The following is a 15,590-nucleotide window of genomic DNA, read 5'->3' as shown; positions in this document are numbered from 1 at the left end:
CCGCATCTCCCCCCACCCATGGAAGGGACACCATGGCACCACGCATGCTCGGCAGGGCCGCCACGGCCCTGATCGCCCCCGCGCTCGCCCTCGGCGCCACCGTCGGCCTCGCCTCGGCGCCCGCCTCGGCCGCCGTCTGGAGCTCCTGCGACCAGTGGGGCAACACGACGCTGAACGGCTACACCCTCTACAACAACATCTGGGGCTCCGGCGCCGGCACCCAGTGCATCTGGGCCAACTCCGGCACCAACTGGGGCGTCACCGCCAACCACCCCAACACCGGTGGCATCAAGTCGTACCCCAACTCCAAGAAGGTGATCAACAAGACGATCACCTCGCTGTCCTCGCTCACCAGCAGTTACAACGTGACCGTCCCCTCGTCCGGCGCGTACAACACGTCGTACGACATCTGGGACACCGGATACGCCAACGAGATCATGCTCTGGGTCAACAAGACCGGAGCCGTCGGCCCGCTCGGCACCTCGCAGGGCACGCTCACCCTGGGTAGCAACACCTGGACCGTCTACAAGGGCAACAACGGCTCGAACAACGTCTATTCGTTCATCCGGAGCTCCAACTCCAGCTCCGGCACGATCGACATCCTGCCGATCCTGAAGTGGATCAAGGACTCCAAGGGCTGGTTCGGCAACGTGATCATCGGTGACGTGCAGTTCGGCTACGAGATCACCAGCTCGTCCGGTGGTCTGAACTTCACCACCAACAGCCTCACCGTCAGCAGCAGCTGAGCCGGACGGGTGGGCCCCGTGCGCGTCGCGGGGCCCACCCCCACGCGGTCACGCCCGGTCGACCTCCGCGCGCAGCGCGTTGTAGTCGGCGAAGGCCGTGTCGACGTCCGCGCGGGTGAGGCCGTAGCGGGCCAGGTCGTAGCTGTGCACGCGGGTGCCCTTGGGGCGGGCGACGACGGCGGGGAGGCGGGCCACGTCGGCCTCGGTCCAGCGGGCGCCGACGGCCGCGTAGAGCTTCGGGGCGCCCGCCGCCGGGTCGGCGCCCAGCCAGGTGTACGGCACGTCCACCAGCGCCTCGCGGGGGATGTGCGCACGGGCGGCCAGGCCGCGGGCCGCCGAGCGGCTGAGCAGCTCCAGCCAGGTGGCGCCGATCCAGTTCAGGTCGAGGGGGCGGGTGTTGACCGCCATGCCGTGCTCGACCAGGCTGCAGAACGAGGCCACGGCGGTGGCCGGATCGCGGTGCGTCCACACGATCGTGGCATCCGGGAAGACCGCGCGCAGCGCGTCCAGGTTCTCCAGGTGCAGCGGGGACTTCAGCACCCAGCGGCGGCGCGGGCGGCCGTACTGGAGTACCTGGTAGATCTGCTTGAGGTAGCGGTAGTCGGCAGCGAAGTCATGGCTCTCGTGCCAGGGCAGGTACTCCGGGATGACGGCCTGGGACAGCGGCATCACCGTGTGCGGCAGCGCGAAGGTGCACTCCTCCGGGCCTTCCGGGCGCAGGTTGTGGATGTGGCGGAAGCCCGGGGCGAAGAGGTTGATCCCGCCGACCAGACGGCGGGCGGTGGTGATCGCCTGCTCCCGTTCCGCGGGGTCGGGTTCGAGACCGGGGGTGAGCAACTCCCACAGCAGCGGGCAGCGGTGGTCCGCGGAGAGGGACAGCACACTGTGCGTGAGCGTGGTGGCGGTGCGGGGCAGGCCCACCACGAACACCGGCCGGTCGACGGGCTCCCGCTCGATCCCGGGGTGTTCGGCGAGCAGCCGGCGGATCCGGGCCCGGTTGGCGAGGTGGCGGCCGACGTGGCCGCGCGCCGACAGCCAGCCGACGGGGGTGAGGTGCTCGGCGCGGGACCAACATCGCAGCAGGTGACGGAAGTCGTCGGCGAACCGCTCGTCGCCCTCCGACCGTCCGGCCGTGTCGAGCAGCCGCTCGAAGGCCCGGTCCGGTGTGCGGCGGGTGCGGGAGGCGGGTCCGAGCAGCAGATTGGCGAGCGTGAGGGGGAGCGGGCCGGAGGACACGGCAACGGGACCCTTCGTGGGGGGACAGGGAGAGGGGATACGTACTACCCCCTCCAACTGCCCGACCACACCGCTGAGTTGAGACATTTACCGGGTGGTAACCGCGGCCGGCCGGCGCTACTCCGTGACCGGCAGCTCCGCCCCGTCCCGCAGGAACAGCGGGATACGATCCAGCGGCGCGTCCACCGTCACCGCCGTACCGCCCTCGTACGACTCACCGGTCCACGCGTCCGTCCACCAGGCGCCCGCCGGCAGATACGTCGTCCGGGCCGTGGCTCCCGCCGTCAGCACCGGTGCCACCAGGAGGTCCCGGCCGAACAGATAGGCGTCGTCGACCGTCCAGGCCGTCTGGTCCCGCGGGAACTCCAGGAACAGCGGCCGCATCACCGGCAGGCCCTCCTCGTGGGCCTCCCGCATGACCTGGAGGACGTAGGGCCTGAGGCGCTCGCGCAGCCGCAGGTACTTCTCCAGGATCGCACCGGCCTCCGCCCCGTACGACCAGACCTCGTTCGGGCCGCCGGTCATGTCCGGACCCAGCGGCATGCCCGGGTCGCGGAAGCCGTGCAGCCGCATCAGCGGGGACAGGGCGCCGAACTGGAACCAGCGGACCATCACCTCGCGGTAGGCCGGGTCGTCCGGGTCGCCGCCGTGAAAGCCGCCGATGTCCGTGTTCCACCAGGGGATGCCGGACAGGGCCGTGTTGAGGCCGGCCGCGATCTGCCGGCGCAGGGTGGCGAAGTCGGTGCCGATGTCGCCGGACCACAGCGCGGCGCCGTAGCGCTGGCTGCCCGCCCAGGCCGAACGGTTGAGGGTGACGACCTCCTCGCCCTGGGCCCGCAGGCCCTCGTAGAAGGTGCGGGAGTTCTCGGCGGGGTAGCTGTTGCCGACCTCGAGGCCCGGGCCCGTCCAGTAGCGCAGGTTCTCCTGGAAGCCGGGCTTCAGCTCGGGCTCGCAGGCGTCCAGCCAGAACGCCGTGATGCCGTACGGGTCGAGGTAGTTCTCCTTCACCCGGGACCACACGAAGGCGCGGGCCTCGGGGTTCGTGGCGTCGTAGAAGGCGACCTGGACGGTCGACGCCACCTCCTTGTCCGGCCAGTCGGCGTGCGCCATCGGGCCGTACTGGGTGCCGATGAAGTAGCCGTGCTGTTCCATCACCGGGTGGTTCTCGGACAGCGGGGACACCGACGGCCACAGGCTGACCACCAGCTTGACGCCCAGCTCGGCGAGTTCGCGGACCATCGCGGCCGGGTCGGGCCACTCCTTCGGGTCGAACTTCCAGTCGCCGAGGTGGGTCCAGTGGAAGAAGTCGCAGACGATCGCCGAGAGGGGCAGCCCGCGCCGCTTGTACTCCCGGGCCACGGACAGGAGTTCGTCCTGGGTGCGGTAGCGCAGCTTGCACTGCCAGAAGCCCGCCGCCCACTCCGGCAGCATCGGCGAACGGCCGGTCGCCGCGCTGTAGTTGCGCTGCCCGTCGGCCGGATCGCCGGCGGTGATCCAGTAGTCGAGCTGGCGGGCCGAGTCGGCCACCCAGCGGGTGCCGTTGCCGGCGAGTTCGACGCGGCCGATGGCGGGGTTGTTCCACAGGAGGGTGTAGCCGCGGCTGGAGACCAGCACCGGGACCGAGACCTCGGCGTTGCGCTGGACCAGGTCCAGGACCAGGCCCTTCTGGTCCAGGCGCCCGTGCTGGTGCTGGCCCAGGCCGTACAGCCGCTCGTCCTCGTAGGCGGCGAACCGCTGCTCCAGCCGGTGGTGGCCGTTGCCCACGGCGGTGTAGAGACGCGAGCCGGGCCACCAGAAGTGGGCGCGCTGCTCGGCCAGGATCTCCGTGAGGTCGTCGGTGCGCAGGAACCGGACCAGGCCCTCGGCGGACACCTCGACGGTGAGGCCGCCGACCGTCAGCCGCCCCTCACCGTCGACGATCTTGACGGTCGACCCGGTGGCCGGCGGCTCGTCGAGCAGGGCGCCCGGCAGGCCGTCGAGGACCGGACCGCCGAGCCGGGCACGTACCCGGACCGCGTCCGGCCCCCACGGCTCGATCCGCAGCGTCTCCTGACGGCCGGTCCACTCCAGGGCACCGTCCCGCTCACGGAACGTGCCGACGGTGGGGGAGGACTGCGCGAGGCTCACCTTGGGCTGCGCTGCGGCAGAGCGGTTTTCGGCAGGCTGATTCACTGGCAACCTCCGACGATTTCGTGCATCGTCACCCAGATGGTCGGGTAAGTTACGCAGCGTGCGTAGCGAGAACCAAGCACGCGCAACCTCCTTGTCTTTCGGGGCAACCGGGCTGGTTCCAACCCGGCTGGCGCTGATCGCGTAAGACTCGGTCGTTCGCTGAGCGCCCGAGCAGCGTGAGCCAGGAATTCCCTTGCTTCGGCAGGGGGAGGGTTCAAGAGGCGGGCTCCTGAAGGAGCGCGGGCACGGGATGCCTCCGTAGGGGGGATGAGCGGTGTCGGCGGGCGTTACGCCGGCGCCGGGCCCGTGCTCGCCCGTACCGTCAACTCGGGTGCGATCAGGACGACTTCGTCGCCGCCCCGGCCGTCCAGCTTGGCGACCAGGTGCTCCACGGCGTACCGGCCCATCTCCTGCGCGGGGATGGCGACCGACGTCAGCCGTACCGAGGCCTGGACGGCGACCTGGTCCGGGCAGATCGCGACCACCGACACGTCCTCGGGCACGGCCCGGCCCTGCTGGCGCAGCAGCGCGAGCAGCGGCTCCACCGCGGACTCGTTCTGGACGACGAAGCCCGTGGTGCCCGGGCGCTCGTCGAAGATCCGGGCCAGCGTGACGGCCATCGCGTCGTATCCGCCCTCGCACGGCCGGTGCAGCACCCTGAGGCCCAACTCCCGGGCCCGGGACCGGAGTCCGTCGAGGGTGCGCTCGGCGAAACCGGTGTGCCGCTCGTAGACCGCGGGGGCCTCGCCGATGACAGCGATGTCGTGGTGGCCGAGCTTCGCGAGGTGCTCCACGCACAGTGCCCCGGTCGCCCCGAAGTCGAGATCGACACAGGTCAGTCCGGTGGTGGAGGCGGGCAGTCCGATGAGCACGGAGGGCTGGTCGGTCCCCCGGAGCAACGGCAGCCGTTCGTCCTCCAGTTCCACGTCCATCAGGATCATCGCGTCGGCCAGCCCGCTGCCGGTGACCCGGCGTACCGCGTCCGGCCCCTCCTCACCGGTGAGCAGCAGGACGTCGTAGCCGTGCGTGCGGGCCGTGGTGGCCACCGCGATCGCGATCTCCATCATCACCGGCACGTACATGTCCGTACGCAGCGGGATCATGAGCGCGATGATGTTCGACCGGCTGCTGGCCAGGGCGCGGGCACCCGCGTTCGGGTGGTAGCCCAGCTCCCGGATGCTCTGCTCGACCCGCTGCCGGGTGGTGGTGGAGATGGACCGCTTGCCGCTGAGGACATAGCTCACCGTGCTCGCCGAGACTCCGGCGTGCTGGGCGACCTCGGCGAGGGTGACCATCCAGCTCTCCAAGCTTTGTGAAGCGCTTCGACAGTGCGCATTGCTGACAAGGGTGGGTGAGGGTGGTTCGACAGTAGCTTCAGTGGGGGTGGGTGTCCATAGGCTGTCGAAGCGCTTCGACAGCTAATTGACGGTACGCCCTCGGCAACCTTTCGCAGGGGCGGCGGCGACAAAGAGGTCGTACGGCCGTCAGACGGGTCGTATCCCGAACCGTCCCCCGGAAGGACCCCCCGATGCAACACCGCAGACCGCGCCTGTCCACGACGGCGAAGTCGCTGCTGGCCGCCTCGGTCGCGCTTGCGGCCGCCGCGGGCGTCACCGTGGCGCAGGCCGGCGAGCCGAGCAGGAAGTGCACCGCCTTCGACACCGTCACGCTCGGCAAGTACTACCTGAACAACAACCTCTGGGGTCAGGACAAGGGCACCGGCAGCCAGTGCGTCTGGGACAACTCCCAGTCCGGTTCGACGATCTCCTGGGGGACGTCGTACACCTGGGCGAACAACACCAAGGGCACCGACTCGGACGTCAAGTCCTACGCCAGTACGGTCCTCGGCTGGCACTGGGGCTGGAAGACCGACAAGGCGTTCACCGGGCTGCCGATCCGGGTCGGCGACCGCAAGAAGGTCATCGCCAAGTGGAGCTTCGCGCTCAGCTCCGACCCCGGGACCCTGAACGTGGCCTACGACCTGTGGCTGCACGCCAAGAGCACCGCGGACTGGCAGGACCAGCCCACCGACGAGATCATGATCTGGCTCGACCGCCAGGGCGGGGCGGGACCGCTGGGCACCAAGTACGGCAGCGTCAGCCTGGACGGCGCGATGTGGGACATCTACCGGGGGAACATCGGCTGGAACGTCTACTCCTTCGTCCGCCGCGCCAGCACCACCGGCGCCGCGCTGAACCTCGACGACTTCACCCAGGCCCTGGTCCGCCGCAAGCTGCTGAGCAACGACAAGTACGTCTCCGGCATCGAGTCCGGCAGCGAGGTCTTCAAGGGCTCGGGCCGCCTGGACACCAGGTCGTACTCCGTCGACATCGGCTGAGACACCCTCGGTGATGGTCTGCCCGGGTGACCCGATCGGACCGCGAGGACTGGTGGGGGCGGCCCGTTTCGGGTACCAACGATCCAGTAGCACTGGTCGGTAACGAACGGTCCTCAACATCCCCTTTCGTGGCGAGGTGAGCCCCAATGACCGCCCCCACCACCAAGAAACCCACCGTCACCGAGCGGGAGGCCCGTCAGGTGGCGGAGGCCGCCCGGGAACAGGACTGGCGCAAGCCCAGCTTCGCCAAGGAACTGTTCCTCGGGCGCTTCCGGCTCGACCTCATCCACCCGCACCCGCTCCCCGCGGACGAGGACGTGCGCCGCGGCGAGGAGTTCCTCGCCCGGCTCCGCGAGTTCTGCGAGACGAAGATCGACTCGGCCCGTATCGAGCGCGAGGCGCGCATCCCCGACGAGGTCGTCACCGGCCTCAAGGAGATCGGCGCCCTCGGCATGAAGATCGACACCAAGTACGGCGGCCTCGGCCTCACCCAGGTCTACTACAACAAGGCCCTCGCGCTGGTCGGCTCCGCGAACCCGGCGGTCGGCGCGCTGCTCTCCGCCCACCAGTCGATCGGCGTCCCGCAGCCGCTGAAGATCTTCGGCACCCAGGAGCAGAAGGACGCCTTCCTGCCCCGCTGCGCCCGCACCGACATCTCGGCGTTCCTGCTCACCGAACCGGACGTCGGCTCGGACCCGGCCCGGCTGGCCACCACCGCCGTACGGGACGGGGACGACTACGTCCTCGACGGGGTGAAGCTGTGGACCACCAACGGCGTGGTCGCCGACCTCCTGGTCGTCATGGCCCGCGTGCCCAGGACCGAGGACGGCAAGGGCGGCATCACGGCCTTCGTCGTCGAGGCGGACTCCGCGGGCATCACGGTCGAGAACCGCAACGCCTTCATGGGCCTGCGCGGCCTGGAGAACGGCGTGACCCGCTTCCACCAGGTCCGGGTCCCGGCCGCCAACCGGATCGGCCCCGAGGGCGCGGGCCTCAAGATCGCCCTCACCACCCTCAACACCGGCCGGCTCTCGCTCCCCGCGATGTGCGTGGGCGCCGGCAAGTGGTGTCTGAAGATCGCCCGCGAGTGGTCGGCCGTCCGCGAACAGTGGGGCAAGCCGGTCGCGCTGCACGAGGCGGTCGGCTCCAAGATCAGCTTCATCGCGGCGACCACCTTCGCCCTGGAGGCGGTCGTCGACCTGTCCTCCCAGATGGCCGACGAGAGCCGTAACGACATCCGTATCGAGGCCGCCCTCGCCAAGCTCTACGGCTCCGAGATGGCCTGTCTGATGGCGGACGAGCTGGTCCAGATCCGCGGCGGCCGCGGCTTCGAGACGGCGGAGTCCCTCGCGGCACGCGGCGAACGCGCCGTCCCCGCCGAGCAGCTCCTGCGCGACCTGCGCATCAACCGCATCTTCGAGGGCTCCACGGAGATCATGCACCTGTTGATCGCGCGCGAGGCCGTCGACGCCCACCTCTCGGTCGCCGGCGACCTCATCGACCCCGACAAGTCCCTCCAGGACAAGGCGAAGGCGGGCGCGAACGCGGGTGTCTTCTACGCCAAGTGGCTGCCGAAACTGGTGGCGGGTCCGGGCCAGCTCCCCACGTCCTACGGCGACTTCAAGCACGGCGTGGACCTCTCCCCGCATCTGCGCTACGTCGAGCGGCACGCCCGCAAGCTCGCCCGGTCCACTTTCTACGCCATGTCCCGCTGGCAGGGCCGGATGGAGACCAAGCAGGGCTTCCTGGGCCGGATCGTGGACATCGGCGCCGAGCTGTTCGCGATGAGCGCGGCCTGCGTCCGCGCCGAACTGCTGCGCAGCCAGGGCGACCACGGCCGCGAGGCCTACCAGCTCGCCGACGCGTTCTGCCGGCAGGCACGGGTCCGCGTCGACGAGCTGTTCACCCGCCTCTGGTCGAACACCGACGACCTGGACCGCAAGGTCGTCAAGGGTGTTCTCGGCGGCTCCTACGAGTGGCTGGAGCGGGGGATCGTCGACCCGTCGGGCGAGGGCCCGTGGATCGCCGACGCGACCCCCGGACCGTCGCAGCGCGAGAACGTCCGCCGCCCGCTCAAGTAGGGGCTCAGCAGTACTTGTCGCTCGGATCCCGCGTCGTCCAGGAGCAGGAGTCCACCTTGCTGCCGGTCGCCTTGGTCAGCGTCGCCGTGTCGCTGGTGTTGTTCCACACGTAGGCGCCACGGTTCTGGAACTTGTCCGACGCGGTGTCCGTGCCCCGGCCGGTGTGCACCTTCATCGTCTTGTGGGCGCCGATCTTGATGTTCTTGAAGACGTAGCGGTGGTTGGAGGTGTCCTTCAGGACCCAGCCCTTGATCGAGACGGCCGAGCCGCCGGTGTTCTTGATCTGCACCCACTCGCCGTTGAGGCTTCCGTTGGAGCGGTTGTCGGTGCCCGGGCTGTCGAACCACACGTGGTAGATGGTCACGCCGCCGGCGGCCTGCGCCGGGGTGCTGAGCAGGGTGCCGGTGAGCAGCGCGGCGCCCGCGAGCGCGGGCAGGGCAGCACGTATACGCACAGTACGCATGGAGAGATCCCCCCTGGATCCGGATCCGGATGTCTTCCGGTCTGGCCGGTCGTCCACCGGCCAGACAGAAGTGTTATCACATGATCTTCACGTGAACCTCACAAAGGGAATTCCGCTTCATAGGGCGCCAAGAACTGATAAGGCACCCGCGTGAGGGACGCGCTGTCCTCCGGGCCACCGGATGCGGCAACAATGGGGGGATGACCGACAGTCCTGCCAGTCCGGCCCCCCTCGCCGACCCGCACCTCGTGTACGACCCGCTCGCGGGCGACGGCCCCAAGGACGTGGTGATCCTCGGCTCCACCGGATCCATCGGCACCCAGGCCATCGACCTCGTCCTGCGCAACCCCGACCGCTTCCGGCTCACCGCCCTGTCCGCCAACGGCGGCCGGGTCGCCCTCCTCGCCGAGCAGGCGCACCGGCTGCGGGTGCGGACCGTCGCGGTCGCCCGCGAGGACGTCGTACCGGCACTGCGCGAGGCACTGACGGGGCTCTACGGAGCCGGAGAGCCGCTCCCCGAGATCCTCGCCGGACCCGACGCGGCCACCCACGTCGCCGCGTCCGACTGCCACACCGTCCTCAACGGCATCACCGGCTCCATCGGCCTCGCGCCGACCCTCGCCGCCCTGGAGGCGGGCCGCACCCTCGCGCTCGCCAACAAGGAGTCGCTGATCGTCGGGGGCCCGCTGGTCAAGGCGCTGGCCAAGCCCGGCCAGATCATCCCGGTCGACTCCGAGCACGCGGCGCTCTTCCAGGCGCTGGCGGCGGGGACGCGGGCCGACGTCCGCAAGCTGGTCGTCACGGCGTCCGGGGGGCCCTTCCGGGGTCGCACCAAGGCCGACCTGGCCCGGGTGACCGTCGACGAAGCGCTCGCCCACCCCACCTGGGCGATGGGGCCGGTCATCACGATCAACTCCGCCACCCTGGTGAACAAGGGACTGGAAGTCATCGAGGCGCACCTCCTCTACGACATTCCCTTCGACCGGATTGAGGTGGTCGTGCACCCGCAGTCGTATGTCCACTCGATGGTCGAGTTCACGGATGGATCCACGATCGCGCAGGCGACGCCCCCCGACATGAGGGGGCCGATCGCCATCGGTCTCGGCTGGCCCGAACGGGTCCCGGACGCGGCCCCGGCCTTCGACTGGAGGAAGGCCTCCACCTGGGAGTTCTTCCCGCTGGACAACGAGGCCTTCCCCTCCGTGAACCTCGCCCGGCACGTCGGTGAGCTCGCGGGCACCGCGCCGGCGGTGTTCAATGCGGCCAACGAGGAGTGCGTCGAGGCGTTCCGGAGCGGTCTGCTGCCTTTCAACGGGATCATGGATACCGTCACCCGGGTCGTCGAGGAACACGGCACTCCTCGTACGGGAACTTCGCTCACCGTGCCGGACGTACTCGAAGCGGAGACCTGGGCCCGGGCCCGGGCCCGGGAACTGACAGCACAGACGGCGACCGCGGAGGCGCGTGCATGACAGCCCTGATGATGATCCTCGGCATAGTCGTCTTCGTGATCGGCCTGCTGGTCTCGATCGCCTGGCACGAGCTGGGGCATCTCTCCACCGCCAAGCTCTTCGGCATCCGCGTCCCGCAGTACATGGTCGGCTTCGGCCCGACCATCTGGTCGCGGCGCAAGGGCGATACCGAGTACGGCTTCAAGGCCATCCCGGCCGGCGGCTACATCCGCATGATCGGCATGTTCCCGCCGGGCGCCGACGGCCGTATCACCGCGCGCTCCACCTCCCCGTGGCGCAGCATGATCGAGGACGCCCGCTCGGCCGCCTTCGAGGAGCTCCAGCCCGGCGACGAGACCCGCCTCTTCTACACGCGCGCTCCCTGGAAGCGCGTGATCGTGATGTTCGCGGGTCCCTTCATGAACCTGATCCTCGCGGTGGCACTGTTCCTCACGGTCCTGATGGGCTTCGGCATCAGCCAGCAGACCACCACCGTCAGCTCGGTCTCCCAGTGCGTGATCGCCCAGAGCGAGAACCGCGACAGCTGCAAGAAGACCGACGCGGCCTCCCCGGCCGCCGCCGCGGGTCTGAAGGCCGGTGACAAGATCGTCTCCTTCGACGGGGTGCGGACCACCAGCTGGAACCAGCTCTCCGACCTGATCCGTGCCACCCCCGGCAAGGACGTCGCGGTCGTCGTCGACCGCAAGGGCCAGGACGTCACCCTGCACGCGAAGATCGCCAGCAACCAGGTCGCCAAGAAGGACTCCAGCGGGCAGATCGTCCAGGGCCAGTACGTCACCGCCGGCTTCCTCGGCTTCAGCGCCGCCACCGGCATCGTCCGCCAGGACCTCGGCCAGTCGGTGACCTGGATGGGCGACCGGCTCGGCGAGGCCGTCGACTCCATCGCGGGTCTGCCCGGGAAGATCCCGGCCCTGTGGGACGCGGCCTTCGACGGCGCCCCCCGGCAGCCGGACTCCCCGATGGGCGTGGTCGGCGCGGCACGGGTCGGCGGCGAGATCTTCACGCTCGACATCCCGCCCACGCAGCAGCTGGCCATGGCCCTGATGCTGGTGGCCGGATTCAACCTCTCGCTGTTCCTCTTCAACATGCTCCCGCTGCTCCCGCTGGACGGCGGCCACATCGCGGGCGCCCTGTGGGAGTCGCTGCGCCGGAACCTGGCGAAGGTGCTGCGCCGCCCGGACCCCGGTCCCTTCGACGTGGCGAAGCTGATGCCGGTGGCCTATGTGGTGGCCGGGATCTTCATCTGCTTTACGGTTCTCGTGCTCATTGCAGATGTCGTCAATCCGGTCAAGATCAGCTAGCTGACGAGCAATTTCTGTCGCTCTGGCCAGGTCGCGCCCTTCACTCGCCTGACTCTGACGGGTGAAGGGCGCGGCTTTTTTGTGCGACGCGTACGGCCTCTTCGTACGTTCTTGCTGTTCATGCGTGACCCCAGCGGTGCGCCAACACCCTGGGGTCTGGCCAGTCTGGAAAGGGACTGACATGCAGCAAGGTACTGCGCCGTGCGCAGACGGCGAGGCAGTTGGGGCGGCGACCTTGGATGTCGCCGCGTACATCAGGGTCTCCACCGCGGAGCAGAAGGGGAAGTACGGAATTCCGGCCCAGGCACGTGCTATCGGTGAGTTCGTGGCACAGCGTTCGTCGTGGCGTCTGGTGGAGTCCCATGAGGACATCGGTGCATCAGGTTCGAACGACTCGCGCCCAAGACTGGACGCACTCCTCGATGACATCTCCTGGGGGCGGTGGAACTCGTCCTGGTGCACCGCCTCGACCGCCTAGGGCGGACGGAGAGGGCGATCTGGCGTTGCATGTGGCAGATCGAGGACGCCGGAGCGAGGGTGGAGCGCTGTTCCCAAGCCCTTGGTGAACCCGGTCTCGACAGGTGGCTCACGATCGACCGTCTCGCGCGGGAGGTCGAGGCCGACTACGGACGCATCGTGGCCCGTACACAGGCAGGTCGGCAGCTCAAGGCGGTCGACGGCGGATGGCCGGGTGGTCCGCCTCCCTACGGCTACCGGATCAGCGGGAAGGGCGCCTTCGGCTCGACGCTCGAAGTGGACCCGGCTGAAGCGGACGTGGTGAGGCTGCTGGCCAACCTGGTGATCGAAGGCGGGCGCACTCTCGCAGATCTTGCGGCGGAGCTGAACGGTCGCGGAATCCGCACCCGGAACGGTAAGCACTGGACAGCCGTCAACATTCACAAACGTCTGCAAAGCGCGGCATTTCTCGGCGAGGTGGTCTTTCGGCGCCTTGATCAGCAATGGGGCGACCATTGCACCAGGCTCGGCGATGACGGACGTCCCCTGCACGGCGAGCCCGTGGTGATCGCGCTGCCTGCGATTCTCCCGGCTGAACGGATCCGCGCATTTCGAAAAGCGTTGGCTGCCCTGAGTCTGAGTCGGCAGCGCAGAAACCCTGTCCGGGAGTACCCGCTCACCGGACGGATCCGAGGAAGCTGCGGGCGTCCGTACATCGGATGCTTCCGCAGCAAGGACGGATTACGGACCTATCGCTGTTCGGGATGGAACGCGGCCGACTCCTGCGGCTGTGTCTTTCTGCCCGCTGATCACGTCGAGGAAGAGGCGGCACGGCATGTCAACGCCCAGCTGGCTGCCATGCCGTTGCACAGCAGGCCGACGCTGCCGATTTCCTGGCGCGGGCGCGGTTGACTCGGCACCTTGATCGGGTGACATCGCTGGAACGACTCGTTGCCCAGTGCGCGGAGGAACTCGACGGGTTACGACACCAGGCGCAGAACAACCGTGTCGTCGCCGCCGCGATGCGGCAGCTCGAATCAGAGCAGAGGGTCTTCGAACGGATCCTGACCCATGCGCGGGGCTGGCTGGAGGAACTGGAAGAGCTCTGCGCCAGGGAAGCCCGGTTCTCGGCCGTACTGGAGTCGGACGCTCCGGACATCCGGTCCCTGCCCCCGTCCGAGCTGCGTCGCCTGATCGAGGCAGCCGGGGTGGAGGTCGACATCGTGGACGCGGAGTTTCGGTATCGAGAGGGAACGAAGTGCTTGACCGTCCGCTGGCATGAGGGCACGGGGACGCTCGTACCTCCCGACCCTGCTGACAGCCAGTGGCGCCACGTCGAGGACCTGCTCCGCTCCAGGTACCGGGCGCATCACTTTCGCTCACCGTTGGATCTGCGAGCGGCCTTCACCGGGATGCTGCACCGTCTACGCACGGGCATCCTCTGGCGTGATCTTCCCGAGCGGTTCGGTGACCCGGAGAAGGTCCGAGCGCGGCAGCGCAGCTGGTTGGCGGACGGCGTGTGGCGGGAGACCGTGAAGCTCCTGAACGACGAGGGAGCGGGCACACCGGTCCTGAGCCACGAGGCGGGCCCGACGCTGGCCGTCCGCACCCGGCTCTGAACCCGAGGGCTCTGGAGGCTCCGAGGTTGCCGAACCGGGTTAACCCCGTGAAAATCTCGTAGCCATACGACGTTCGAAGCGGCCCGGAACACTGTGTTCCGGGCCGCTTCCATTGAGTGGGTTTACCCGTAGGGGATGTGCTGGCGCCTGGCCCGGTGCCGTAATCTCGGAGTCTGGAACCCGCTTTCGACGGGACCTGGACCTAGATCCACGACTTGGGGTTGCACAGCAGATGACTGCGATTTCTCTCGGCATGCCGTCCGTTCCGACCAAGCTCGCCGAGCGCCGGAAGAGCCGGCAGATCCAGGTCGGCTCCGTGGCTGTCGGCGGAGACGCCCCGGTCTCGGTCCAGTCGATGACCACGACCCGTACGTCGGACATCGGCGCCACCCTCCAGCAGATCGCCGAGCTCACCGCGTCCGGCTGCCAGATCGTGCGCGTCGCCTGCCCCACCCAGGACGATGCCGACGCCCTCGCCACCATCGCGAAGAAGTCCCAGCTTCCCGTCATCGCGGACATCCACTTCCAGCCGAAGTACGTCTTCGCGGCCATCGAGGCCGGCTGTGCCGCGGTCCGGGTCAACCCCGGCAACATCAAGCAGTTCGACGACAAGGTCAAGGAGATCGCGGCGGCCGCGAAGGACCACGGCACCCCGATCCGCATCGGCGTCAACGCCGGCTCCCTGGACCGCCGGCTGCTCCAGAAGTACGGCAAGGCGACCCCCGAGGCCCTGGTCGAGTCGGCCCTGTGGGAGGCATCCCTCTTCGAGGAGCACGACTTCCGGGACATCAAGATCTCCGTCAAGCACAACGACCCGGTCGTGATGATCGAGGCCTACCGGCAGCTCGCCGCCCAGTGCGACTACCCGCTGCACCTCGGTGTCACGGAGGCCGGCCCGGCCTTCCAGGGCACCATCAAGTCGGCGGTCGCCTTCGGCGCGCTGCTCTCCCAGGGCATCGGCGACACCATCCGGGTCTCCCTGTCGGCTCCTCCGGTCGAGGAGGTCAAGGTCGGCAACCAGATCCTGGAGTCCCTCAACCTCAAGCAGCGCGGCCTGGAGATCGTCTCCTGCCCGTCCTGCGGCCGCGCCCAGGTCGACGTCTACAAGCTGGCCGAGGAGGTCACGGCGGGCCTGACCGGCATGGAGGTCCCGCTGCGCGTCGCGGTCATGGGCTGCGTCGTGAACGGCCCCGGCGAGGCACGGGAGGCCGACCTCGGCGTCGCCTCCGGCAACGGCAAGGGCCAGATCTTCGTCAAGGGCGAGGTCATCAAGACCGTCCCTGAGTCCAAGATCGTGGAGACCCTCATCGAGGAGGCCATGAAGCTGGCCGAGCAGATGGAGGCGGAGGGCACGGAGTCGGGAGAGCCGTCGGTGTCGGTGGCGGGCTGAGGAAGCTCTTCGGGCGACGGCGGGAGTCACCCGTCCCCGCCCGTCCCGTCCCGAAGGGGCTGAGCCCTTTCGGCCCCGCCAGGTCCAGGCGCCCGAGAAGGGCGCGGGGAACTGCGCGACCAGCCCCCGACGACCCGCACTCGCGAACACACATGGCTCCCGAGCTCGCAGGCGACACGGAGCGGGGGACCGGGGCGGCAGCCCCCGGCGACGGGACTAGGCCCCCGGTACGGCAAGGCCAACGGTCACCCACACGGGGCGGCACCGCCAAGCTTCCGCAGGTACAGTGCGGAGATCAGCAGAACCCCTCAGCGTG

Annotated in this window: 13 protein-coding genes; 9 read left to right on the top strand and 4 right to left on the bottom strand. The window is 69.1% G+C overall.

Annotated features, from left to right (window positions below):
* The first annotated feature begins 32 nt into the window (after positions 1 to 32).
* Positions 33 to 746 (top strand): glycoside hydrolase family 12 protein, encoded by a 714-nt coding sequence (locus ACWGJB_RS27305; protein WP_453382726.1) that lies wholly within the window; start codon positions 33 to 35, stop codon positions 744 to 746.
* A gap of 48 nt (positions 747 to 794) precedes the next feature.
* Here ACWGJB_RS27305 and ACWGJB_RS27300 read toward each other — a convergent pair whose 3' ends face one another.
* The 3 genes from ACWGJB_RS27300 to ACWGJB_RS27290 form a co-directional block, all read right to left on the bottom strand.
* Positions 795 to 1,982, bottom strand: coding sequence for a sulfotransferase family protein (locus tag ACWGJB_RS27300; protein WP_453382725.1), 1,188 nt, complete (start codon positions 1,980 to 1,982; stop codon positions 795 to 797).
* Positions 1,983 to 2,099: 117 nt separating this feature from the next.
* Positions 2,100 to 4,154, bottom strand: a complete 2,055-nt coding sequence (locus ACWGJB_RS27295) for a glycoside hydrolase family 31 protein (protein WP_453382724.1) — start codon at positions 4,152 to 4,154, stop codon at positions 2,100 to 2,102.
* A 287-nt stretch (positions 4,155 to 4,441) separates the two neighbouring features.
* A complete protein-coding gene (locus ACWGJB_RS27290) occupies positions 4,442 to 5,449 on the bottom strand; it encodes a LacI family DNA-binding transcriptional regulator (protein WP_453382723.1) in 1,008 nt (335 codons plus the stop codon).
* Positions 5,450 to 5,682: 233 nt separating this feature from the next.
* On the opposite strand from ACWGJB_RS27290, the gene ACWGJB_RS27285 reads away from it, so the two are divergent.
* Positions 5,683 to 6,492 carry a GH12 family glycosyl hydrolase domain-containing protein gene (locus ACWGJB_RS27285; RefSeq protein ID WP_453382722.1) on the top strand — a complete coding sequence of 270 codons (810 nt, stop codon included), beginning with the start codon at positions 5,683 to 5,685 and terminating at the stop codon, positions 6,490 to 6,492.
* 146 nt (positions 6,493 to 6,638) lie between these two features.
* On the top strand, positions 6,639 to 8,573 hold the full coding sequence (locus ACWGJB_RS27280) for an acyl-CoA dehydrogenase family protein (protein ID WP_453382721.1): 1,935 nt from the start codon (positions 6,639 to 6,641) through the stop codon (positions 8,571 to 8,573).
* A 4-nt stretch (positions 8,574 to 8,577) separates the two neighbouring features.
* Here the strand turns inward: ACWGJB_RS27280 and ACWGJB_RS27275 are convergent, their stop codons facing one another.
* Positions 8,578 to 9,036 carry a lamin tail domain-containing protein gene (locus ACWGJB_RS27275; RefSeq protein ID WP_453382720.1) on the bottom strand — a complete coding sequence of 153 codons (459 nt, stop codon included), beginning with the start codon at positions 9,034 to 9,036 and terminating at the stop codon, positions 8,578 to 8,580.
* Positions 9,037 to 9,236: 200 nt separating this feature from the next.
* Between ACWGJB_RS27275 and dxr the strand changes: the two genes are divergently transcribed.
* From dxr to ispG, 6 genes are all read left to right on the top strand, one after another.
* Positions 9,237 to 10,508, top strand: a complete 1,272-nt coding sequence (gene dxr, locus ACWGJB_RS27270) for a 1-deoxy-D-xylulose-5-phosphate reductoisomerase (protein ID WP_453382719.1) — start codon at positions 9,237 to 9,239, stop codon at positions 10,506 to 10,508.
* Between the two features lie 8 nt (positions 10,509 to 10,516).
* Positions 10,517 to 11,809, top strand: coding sequence for a M50 family metallopeptidase (locus ACWGJB_RS27265; RefSeq protein ID WP_453382867.1), 1,293 nt, complete (start codon positions 10,517 to 10,519; stop codon positions 11,807 to 11,809).
* A 181-nt stretch (positions 11,810 to 11,990) separates the two neighbouring features.
* A complete protein-coding gene (locus ACWGJB_RS27260) occupies positions 11,991 to 12,287 on the top strand; it encodes a recombinase family protein (RefSeq protein WP_453382718.1) in 297 nt (98 codons plus the stop codon).
* Positions 12,251 to 13,177 carry a recombinase family protein gene (locus tag ACWGJB_RS27255; protein ID WP_453382717.1) on the top strand — a complete coding sequence of 309 codons (927 nt, stop codon included), beginning with the start codon at positions 12,251 to 12,253 and terminating at the stop codon, positions 13,175 to 13,177. Before ACWGJB_RS27260 ends, ACWGJB_RS27255 begins: the two co-directional genes overlap by 37 nt.
* A 17-nt stretch (positions 13,178 to 13,194) precedes the next feature.
* Entirely contained in the window at positions 13,195 to 13,884 is a 690-nt protein-coding gene (locus ACWGJB_RS27250) for a transposase (RefSeq protein WP_453382716.1), read from the top strand.
* A 232-nt stretch (positions 13,885 to 14,116) separates the two neighbouring features.
* Complete coding sequence (ispG, locus tag ACWGJB_RS27245; RefSeq protein WP_453382715.1) at positions 14,117 to 15,274, top strand: flavodoxin-dependent (E)-4-hydroxy-3-methylbut-2-enyl-diphosphate synthase; 1,158 nt, start codon at positions 14,117 to 14,119, stop codon at positions 15,272 to 15,274.
* Positions 15,275 to 15,590 lie beyond the last annotated feature (316 nt).

The sequence above is a fragment of the Streptomyces sp. NPDC054813 genome (assembly GCF_053611365.1).
Note: the sequence above shows the minus strand (reverse complement) of the source record. Positions and strands in the feature narration are given on the sequence as shown.

Bases quoted from the DNA above. Each gene is read 5' to 3' on its own strand.
- ACWGJB_RS27305 (WP_453382726.1), top strand. From the start codon at position 33: ATGGCACCACGCATGCTCGGCAGGGCCGCCACGGCCCTGATCGCCCCC.
- ACWGJB_RS27290 (WP_453382723.1), bottom strand. From the start codon at position 5,449: ATGGTCACCCTCGCCGAGGTCGCCCAGCACGCCGGAGTCTCGGCGAGC.
- ACWGJB_RS27285 (WP_453382722.1), top strand. From the start codon at position 5,683: ATGCAACACCGCAGACCGCGCCTGTCCACGACGGCGAAGTCGCTGCTG.
- ACWGJB_RS27280 (WP_453382721.1), top strand. From the start codon at position 6,639: ATGACCGCCCCCACCACCAAGAAACCCACCGTCACCGAGCGGGAGGCC.
- ACWGJB_RS27275 (WP_453382720.1), bottom strand. From the start codon at position 9,036: ATGCGTACTGTGCGTATACGTGCTGCCCTGCCCGCGCTCGCGGGCGCC.
- dxr (WP_453382719.1), top strand. From the start codon at position 9,237: ATGACCGACAGTCCTGCCAGTCCGGCCCCCCTCGCCGACCCGCACCTC.
- ACWGJB_RS27265 (WP_453382867.1), top strand. From the start codon at position 10,517: ATGATGATCCTCGGCATAGTCGTCTTCGTGATCGGCCTGCTGGTCTCG.
- ACWGJB_RS27260 (WP_453382718.1), top strand. From the start codon at position 11,991: ATGCAGCAAGGTACTGCGCCGTGCGCAGACGGCGAGGCAGTTGGGGCG.
- ispG (WP_453382715.1), top strand. From the start codon at position 14,117: ATGACTGCGATTTCTCTCGGCATGCCGTCCGTTCCGACCAAGCTCGCC.